At 66.4% G+C, this 7,803-nt stretch carries 9 protein-coding genes; 5 read left to right on the top strand and 4 right to left on the bottom strand.

Annotated elements, in window-relative coordinates:
- Positions 1-25 precede the first annotated feature (25 nt).
- From paaK to G9373_RS48095, 4 genes are all read left to right on the top strand, one after another.
- Entirely contained in the window at positions 26-1,324 is a 1,299-nt protein-coding gene (gene paaK, locus G9373_RS04285; protein ID WP_167114018.1) for a phenylacetate--CoA ligase PaaK, read from the top strand.
- An 11-nt stretch (positions 1,325-1,335) separates the two neighbouring features.
- The gene (locus tag G9373_RS04280) at positions 1,336-2,295 is read left to right on the top strand and encodes a helix-turn-helix domain-containing protein (RefSeq protein ID WP_005255956.1); all 960 of its coding nucleotides are present in this window, start codon (positions 1,336-1,338) and stop codon (positions 2,293-2,295) included.
- A gap of 70 nt (positions 2,296-2,365) precedes the next feature.
- Complete coding sequence (locus G9373_RS46230; protein ID WP_005566108.1) at positions 2,366-2,584, top strand: hypothetical protein; 219 nt, start codon at positions 2,366-2,368, stop codon at positions 2,582-2,584.
- On the top strand, positions 2,551-3,210 hold the full coding sequence (locus G9373_RS48095; protein WP_064080432.1) for an amidase family protein: 660 nt from the start codon (positions 2,551-2,553) through the stop codon (positions 3,208-3,210). Before G9373_RS46230 ends, G9373_RS48095 begins: the two co-directional genes overlap by 34 nt.
- A 16-nt stretch (positions 3,211-3,226) precedes the next feature.
- Here the strand turns inward: G9373_RS48095 and G9373_RS04265 are convergent, their stop codons facing one another.
- From G9373_RS04265 to hpaC, 4 genes are read right to left on the bottom strand one after another with little or no spacing between them, the layout of a single operon-like run.
- Entirely contained in the window at positions 3,227-4,504 is a 1,278-nt protein-coding gene (locus G9373_RS04265) for an amidase (RefSeq protein WP_167114015.1), read from the bottom strand.
- Complete coding sequence (locus G9373_RS04260; RefSeq protein WP_120660311.1) at positions 4,501-6,051, bottom strand: cation acetate symporter; 1,551 nt, start codon at positions 6,049-6,051, stop codon at positions 4,501-4,503. The genes G9373_RS04265 and G9373_RS04260 overlap by 4 nt, the downstream gene beginning before the upstream one ends.
- A 6-nt stretch (positions 6,052-6,057) precedes the next feature.
- A complete protein-coding gene (locus G9373_RS04255) occupies positions 6,058-6,351 on the bottom strand; it encodes a DUF485 domain-containing protein (RefSeq protein ID WP_054245636.1) in 294 nt (97 codons plus the stop codon).
- 2 nt (positions 6,352-6,353) lie between these two features.
- A complete protein-coding gene (gene hpaC / locus G9373_RS04250; protein WP_005255962.1) occupies positions 6,354-6,947 on the bottom strand; it encodes a 4-hydroxyphenylacetate 3-monooxygenase, reductase component in 594 nt (197 codons plus the stop codon).
- 223 nt (positions 6,948-7,170) lie between these two features.
- Here hpaC and G9373_RS04245 point away from each other — a divergent pair, with 223 nt between their 5' ends.
- On the top strand, positions 7,171-7,791 hold the full coding sequence (locus tag G9373_RS04245; protein ID WP_005250795.1) for a response regulator: 621 nt from the start codon (positions 7,171-7,173) through the stop codon (positions 7,789-7,791).
- Positions 7,792-7,803 lie beyond the last annotated feature (12 nt).

The following is a 7,803-nucleotide window of genomic DNA, read 5'->3' as shown; positions in this document are numbered from 1 at the left end:
CAGCCCGCCCACCCCGGAGACTAGAATGACCAGTATCGCCACCCCCTCGCAGGACATCGAGTTCGCCACGCGCGACCGGATCTCATCGCTGCAACTCGAACGCCTGCAGTGGTCACTTCTCCACGCGTACAACAACGTTCCGCACTACCGGAAGGCGTTCGACGACGCCGGTGTCCACCCGAGCGACCTGAAGGACCTGTCCGACCTGGCGAAGTTCCCGTTCACGGCGAAGGCGGACCTGCGGGCGAACTACCCGTTCGGGATGTTCGCGGTGCCGCAGGAGAAGGTCTCGCGCATCCACGCGTCCTCCGGGACCACCGGGCGCCCGACGGTCGTCGGCTACACCACGGGCGACCTGAACAACTGGGCCGATCTGGTCGCGCGGAGCTTGCGGGCGGGTGGGGTGAAGCCGTCGGACAAGGTGCACGTCGCGTACGGGTACGGCCTGTTCACCGGTGGCCTCGGCGCGCACTACGGTGCGGAGCGGCTGGGCTGCACGGTGATCCCGATGTCCGGTGGCATGACGGACCGCCAGATCCAGCTGATCGAGGACTTCGAGCCGGACGCGATCATGGTGACCCCGTCGTACATGCTCACGATCGTCGACGCGATGATCACGAAGGGCATCGATCCGTCGAAGACGTCGCTGCGGACCGGTGTGTTCGGAGCGGAGCCGTGGACCGAGGAGATGCGTTGCGAACTCGAGAAGCAGCTGAACATGGACGCCGTCGACATCTACGGACTGTCCGAGGTGATGGGTCCGGGTGTCGCGATGGAATGCGTCGAGACCAAGGACGGCCTGCACATCTGGGAGGACCACTTCTACCCGGAGATCATCGACCCGGTCACCGGGGAGGTGCTGCCCGACGGTGAGGAGGGCGAACTCGTCTTCACGTCGCTGACCAAGGAGGCCATGCCGATCATCCGGTACCGCACCCGCGACCTCACGCGGCTGCTGCCGGGAACGGCGCGGTCCGTGCGGCGGATGCAGAAGGTCACCGGACGCACCGACGACATGATCATCCTGCGCGGGGTGAATCTGTTCCCCACCCAGATCGAGGAACTGATCCTCGCGGTGCCGGCGCTGGCACCCCAGTTCCAGTGCATCCTCGACCGCCCGGGCCGCATGGACGAGCTGACCGTGCGGGTGGAATCGCGTCCGGATGCCGTGACCGACGACCACGCGCGGGCCGCGGGTGAACTGCAGAAGCTGGTGAAGAATAGGATCGGCGTGAGCGTGAAGGTCGACGTCGTCGCTCCCGGCGACCTCGAACGCTCACTCGGTAAGGCACGTCGACTGATCGACAACCGCTCCGCTCTGTGAGGTGATCGAAGGTGCGTCTCGGTGGTGGGCCCGCGCGTGACGACGGGCAGTTCGAGCACTGGCGTCAGGCCGTCTCCACGGCGTTCGTCCCGCTCGCCGTGGTGTCCACGGCGGAGGACGGGCCGGGGCGCTTCACCGGGACCCTGCGCACCACCGCGCTCGGCGGGTTGCAGCTCAGCGAGGTCGGGGGACACGCGGTCGACGTGCGTCGGACCCGCACGTCGATCAAGCGGTCGGACCCCGGCCTGGTGAAGGTGGGCCTGCAACTGTCGGGGAGCGGCGTCATCGTCCAGGACGATCGAGAGGCCGTGCTCGGACCCGGCGACTTCGCCGTCTACGACACCAGCAAGCCGTACGACCTGCACTTCGCGGGCGACTTCAGCATGTTCGTGCTGATGTTTCCTCGCGAACTACTGCGCATCGCCTCGCGGGAACTGGGCACCGTCTCCGCGCGCCGCATCCAGGGCAGCACCGGCATGGGCGCGCTCGTCTCGCCGTTCCTGACGAACCTCCACCACTCCGTCGTCACCGGCACCATGCCGACGACCCCCCTCGTCGAGGATGCGGTGCTCGACCTGCTCAGTGCCGCGGTGCAATCGGAGGCGCCCGCCGACGCCACCGCTCCCGGCGCGTCGTTGCTGCTACGTGTGAGGTCGTTCATCGACGCGCACCTGCACGACCCCACACTCGACACCGCGACGGTGGCGTCCCACCACCACGTATCGACGCGGCACCTGCAGAAGATGTTCGAGGCGGACGGACACACGGTGGCCGGGTGGATCCGCCACCGCAGGCTCGAGAAGTGCCGCCGCGACCTCAAGGACGTCCGATTCCGCGGCGACAGCATCGGAACCATCTGTGCCCGATACGGTCTCGTCAACTCGTCGCACTTCTCGCGGCTGTTCAAGGAGACGTACGGGGTCTCGCCGCGAGCCTTCCGCGAACAGGAACTGCTGTCGATCACTGCGTGACGGCGGCAGAAATTCGGTCGCGCCGCACGGCCCTCCGGGTCACACTGAATCGGTCGTCGCGACCTGAGGAGTGGGACCGCTGGAACTGCGCGAGTACACCGGGCTCGACGCCGTCGGTCTGAGTGAGCTGATCCGGGCCGGTGAGGTGACGGCAACGGAGGTCGAAGCCGTTGCGCGCGTCGCGATCGCGCAGGCCGATGCCGACCTCGGCGCACTGACGATGCGCACGGCAACGACGGCGCCGGTTCGCTCCGGGTGCCTGCCTCGTGCTGCGGGCTCGTCGGCCTGAAACCGAGCCGCGGCCGAATCCCCTGCGGCCCACTGGTCGGTGAGGCGGGGTTCGGGCACATCTACGAGTTCGCCCTCACCCGGACCATCCGCGACACGGCCCATTTGCTGGACGCCGTCGCCGCCCCGCCGGTCGGTGAAAAGTACACCGCCCCGGCGCAGTCCGGTCGCTACGCCGACACGATGCGCGCCGATCCCGGCCGTCTGCGGGTGGCCCTGACGACCGAGCCGTGGGGCGGGAGTTCGGTCGAGATGCAGGTATCGGCGGCCACGATCGCCGCCGGCAAGATCCTCGAATGGATCGGCCACACTGTGACCGAGACGCGCCCGCAATTCGACGCGGAGGACGTCGTCGAGGCGTCGACACTCACTGCGATCGCCACGGGTGCGGCGATCCTGCGCTCGTGGCTACGCCGCATCTTCGAGTTCGGACCGTTCACGGCACCGTTCAACGTGTCCGGGTATCCCGCGGTCAGCCTGCCGCTCGCGCTGAGCAGGGAGGGCCTCCCCATTGGCGTCCAGCTCGTCGCGGCCACCGGCAGAGAGGATCTGCTGCTGCAGGTGGCCGCGCAGTTGGAGCAGGCTGCGCCGTGGAAGGATCGCCAACCGTCGATCTTCGTCGACTGACGACCTTCTGTCGTTGTCAGAGTACGGCTTCCAGCCACGCTGCTGTTTCGAACAAGCGTTGCTCGGCGCCGGGACGCCCGATCAGCTGTAATCCGAGGGGAAGACCCGTGCTGTCACACTTCCCGGGGATGGTGACCACCGGCAGACCCATGGCCTGCCACGGTCGGCTCAGGATGGGCGTTCCGGTCGCGTCGTGCCCGGGTGGAGCGGCGCCGAGAGCCGCGGGCCCGAGGATTGCTTCGTCCTCGTCCAACGCCGAGAGCAGCAGCTGTCGGGTCTCGCGGATTCCGGCGAGGGCGGCACGGTAGTCGGCCTCTGCGGTCGCTGCCCCCGCGGCGAACAGTTCGGCGAGGGGTGCGCTGATCTTGTCGGTCTGCGCGGCCTCTGCGGCGCGTTCCCTGGTCGCCTCGTACGCCATCACGGTGTGGTGGTGTTCCGTCAGTGCCACAATCTTTGCGGCGGCGTCCAACTCACGGCACCCGATCCCCGCCGACTCGGCGGAATCAGCGGTAGTCCTGAGCGCCGCCGTCATCTCTCGGGACACCTCGCCGAGCTCGAACCCACTCCAGAGGCGAAGCCGGCGCGGAGCGGAAGGCTCGAGAACGGGCGCCCGCGTGCCGTCGCGCAGTGCGGTCCACGCGAAGTGGAGATCGGGCACGGTTCGTGCCAGCAGCCCCACCGTGTCGAGACCGGGACTCAGCCCGGTGATGCCCGCGGTCGGAAGTTCGCCGTGGGCGGTGACGAAACCTGCGACTCCGCAGAACGACGCGGGCCTCGTCAGCGACCCCGCGGTCTGCGTGCCGAACGCCAGCGGCACCATGCCCGCGGCCACCGCTGCCGCCGAGCCGCTCGACGACCCGCCGGGGGTGTGACCCAGGGCGCGGGGATTGCGGGTCGGGCCGGGCTTGAAATACCCGAACTCGGTGGTGACGGTCTTGCCGAACGGGAGCGCGCCGAGTGCGCGCGACCGTGCCACACAGTCGGCGTCCGTCGTCGCCGGTTCCGTGCTCCGCAGCTCACTGCCACAGCGCGTCGGCATACCGGCGACGTCGATGAGATCCTTGACGCCGACGGGCACGCCCCAGAGCGCGCCGTCCGGGCCGCTGTCCTGGATCCGGGCGGCCGCGGACCGCACCGAGTCGGCATCGAGGTGGGCCCAGGCGTGGATATCCGGCTCGAGGTCCGCGATCCGTGCGAGTGCCGCCTCCGCCACGTCGATCGGCGTTGTCGCGCCCGTCGCCAGCTGCTCGGCCAGGTCCCGGAGTGGGCTCGGTGACCGTAGTTCCGTCTTCATTGCATCGCCACCATCGTGTCGTCGTTCGTCGTCTCGGTCTGCCCGGTGAGTGCTCGGGTGCGCATCACCGAGAAGAGGCGATCGGCTCGTGCTTTCGTCTCCCCGGACGGTGCCGACACCAGCGCGACGATGACGGACACCGCCAGCGAGAGGGGTGCCACGGCAAGTGCCGGGTTCGAGAATCCGAGGATGGAGTCCGGTCCCTGCACGACCGGGCTGAGCAGGATGACGGTGACCGACAGGACGAGCCCGACCACGATGCCGGAGATGACGGCGCGCGCCGTCATGCGCTTCCAGTACATGGTCAGAAGCAGTGCCGGTAGGTTCGCACATGCTGCGATGGACATGCCCAGTGACGCGAGGAACGCGACGTTCTGCTTCTGCGCCGCGAATGCGATGGCGACACCGATGACGCAGGTGGCCACCGTCGCGACGCGGGCCGCGCGGTGCTGAGCCTTCGCCGACACCGATCCGTTCCTGATCACCTGCCCGTACAGGTCGTGTGCGATCGCACCGGAGGTGGCGATCACCAGGCCGGACAGCGCGGCCAGAATGGTCACGAACGCCACGGCCGCGACGAACGCCAGCAGGACTCCGCCGCCGACTGTCTCGGCGAGCTGCGCGACCGCGAGGTTGCCGCCCCGATTCTCGGACTTGATCACCTCGACACCGACCAGCTTGGCGGCGCCGTAACCGAGCACGGGAACCAGCAGGTAGAAGGCGAAGAAGATCCAGATCGCCGTGTAGGCGGACGTTCTCGCCTGCTTCGCGTCCGGAACGGTGAGGAAGCGGATCATCACGTGCGGCAGGCCGAGCACGCCGAGCACGAGCCCGACGGTCTGCGACAACTGGTCGAACGACGCGGTACCGGACGTGCGCTGCGGCGCGACGAATGATTGCCCGAACTCGGCGAGCGCGGTGCTGAACGGGCCGAAGGGATTGAAGTCGAAGCGCACCAGCACGAGAACGAACAGCACGACGGCGCAGACCATGAGGAGACCGGTCTTGATGATCTGGATCCAGCTGGTGGCGAGCATTCCACCCACCAACGTGTACGCGGTGGTGAGTGTTCCGATGATCAACACGGCCACGGCGTAGTCGAGGTCGAACAGCAACGACACCAGAAGCGCGGCACCGACCAGCTGCGACACGAGATAGACCACGCTGATCACCACCGTGCTGATCGCCATCATCGACCGCACGTCCTTGCCGGGGAACCGGGTGGCGAGGACATCCGCCAGCGTGAAGCGGCCGAGGTTGCGCAGGGGTTCCGCGATCAGCAGCATCGCGAGGACGAACGCGACGGGCACGAAGACCGCGAGGTAGAACCCGTTGAAACCGGTCAGCGCGATCGCACCGGTGACTCCGAGAAACGAGGCGGCAGAGATGAAGTCGCCGGCGATGGCGACACCGTTCTGCCTGCCGGTGAGGCTGCCGCCTGCGACGTAGTGATCGGCGGCGGACTTGTTCCTCTTCGAAGCCCATGCGGTGATCATCAGGGTGACAGCGACGAGGGCCGCGAAAAGCGATGCTGAGACGAGGTTCATGGCGCGTTATCCTTTCGCCGGCGAGGCGGTCCGGGAGTCGAGTTCGGCTGCCCGCGCCATGTAGTACCGGGCCACGACGATGGCGACGACGAATTGCGCGACCGCGTAGAGCCACGCCACCGTGACACCGCTGAAGACGACGCCGTCGAGCAGCGAGGTGAACCCACCGAGGATCGGCAGGGGCAGGAACAGTGCGAGGACCAGGGCGCTGAGACGAAACGTCAAGGCGGCACGCGTGTCTGCGAGCACCTGCAGGTCGGAATTCTGTGGGACTTGTTCGGGCGGTGACGAGGTGACCATGGCTATTTTCCTCCGGCTGCGGCGGGAACGAGGGCGGGCGTCACGGTGATCGGATCGGACCATTCGTCGTAGAACAGCCAGTCGGGGGACTCGACCGGAACCGACAAACGGTGGAATTTGCGTTGGAAGTAGACGAGGCTGTCGCCGTGTTCGCGCGTCTTCACGCGGTCCAGTTCGACGAACATCACCGAATGCGATCCCACGGTCTTGCTGTCCGCGATCCGGCCGGCGAGCACCACGTGTGCGGCGCGCAGGATCGGAACACCGTCGTCGGTGTCTTCTTCCCAGATGTCCCACTGGAACCGGTCCGCCATCGCGACTTGGGTTGCGCCCGCGAAATGCATGGCCAGCTCTTCGTCGTCGCCGGAGAGCACGTTGATACCGACTCGGCCGTTGTTCCGGAATACGTTGTGCATGGCGCTGTTCTGATTCACGCACACGAGTGCGGTGGGCGGGGAGTCGGTCACCGAGCAGACGGCGGTCACCGTCATTCCGCAGCGCCCGGCAGGGCCGTCGGTCGTCACGATGTTGACCGCGGCCGGCAGATTCGCCATGGCGGTGCGGAAGATCGATTGCATGGTTGTGAGTTCGGGCATTTCGTCTCCATGAGTTGGAACAGGAAGTCGTGTCACCACGTTGCGCCGGCGTTCCTGCAAGAAGGATATGACGCGCGTCGTGCGCTGGAACATTGGCGGCGACGCTACTTTCGCGCAGTAAGTCGCGTATCCGAGTAGGGGATTCCTTCAGTTGCCTACCGCTTCCGTTACGGTCGGTGTTGACTGGACGAGGAAGCAAGCCATCTGTGCGAGGCAGGATTCGATGGATCAGCAAGAAACACGGGTTTACATCGTCGACGACGATCAGGAGTTGTGCGCATCGCTTGCATGGCTACTCGATTCGGTCAACATCACGTCGGAGTACTACTTCTCCGTTCAGTCGTTCCTGGACGAGTACCGCCGCGACATCCCGGCCTGCCTCGTACTGGACGTCCGCATGCCGGAAGTCGGGGGATTCCAACTCCAGGAGGCACTCCTCGCCGACGAATCCCCGATCCCGATCATCTTCGTGTCGGCGCACGGTGACATCAAGATGTCGGTGCGGGCCCTCCAGCGGGGTGCGCTGACATTCATCGAGAAGCCCTACGATCCGCAGCACATGCTCGACGTCATTCAGGACGCGCTCCGGGTTGCGCGTCAACGGTTCGGCGAACGTCGGACGAGAACGGAATTGCAGGGACGAATAGACGCGCTGACGGTGCGAGAAAAGGAAATCCTCGCACTCGTCCTCGACGGATTGCCGAGCAAGAACATTGCGAAAGAGCTGGGAATCAGCGTGAAGACGGTCGACGTGCATCGCACCCGTATCAAGGAAAAGACCGGAGCGGAAAGCATCGCGGTTCTCGTACGCGATATTCTGCAGGCCGGAATTGCCGTCACCTGAAATAATTCAGTT

It is taken from the genome of Rhodococcus sp. A14, assembly GCF_011603105.1.
GTDB classification, from domain to species: Bacteria; Actinomycetota; Actinomycetes; order Mycobacteriales; family Mycobacteriaceae; genus Rhodococcus_F; species Rhodococcus_F opacus.
The sequence above is the reverse complement of the archived record's forward strand: the minus strand, read 5'-3'. Positions and strand labels throughout refer to the sequence as shown.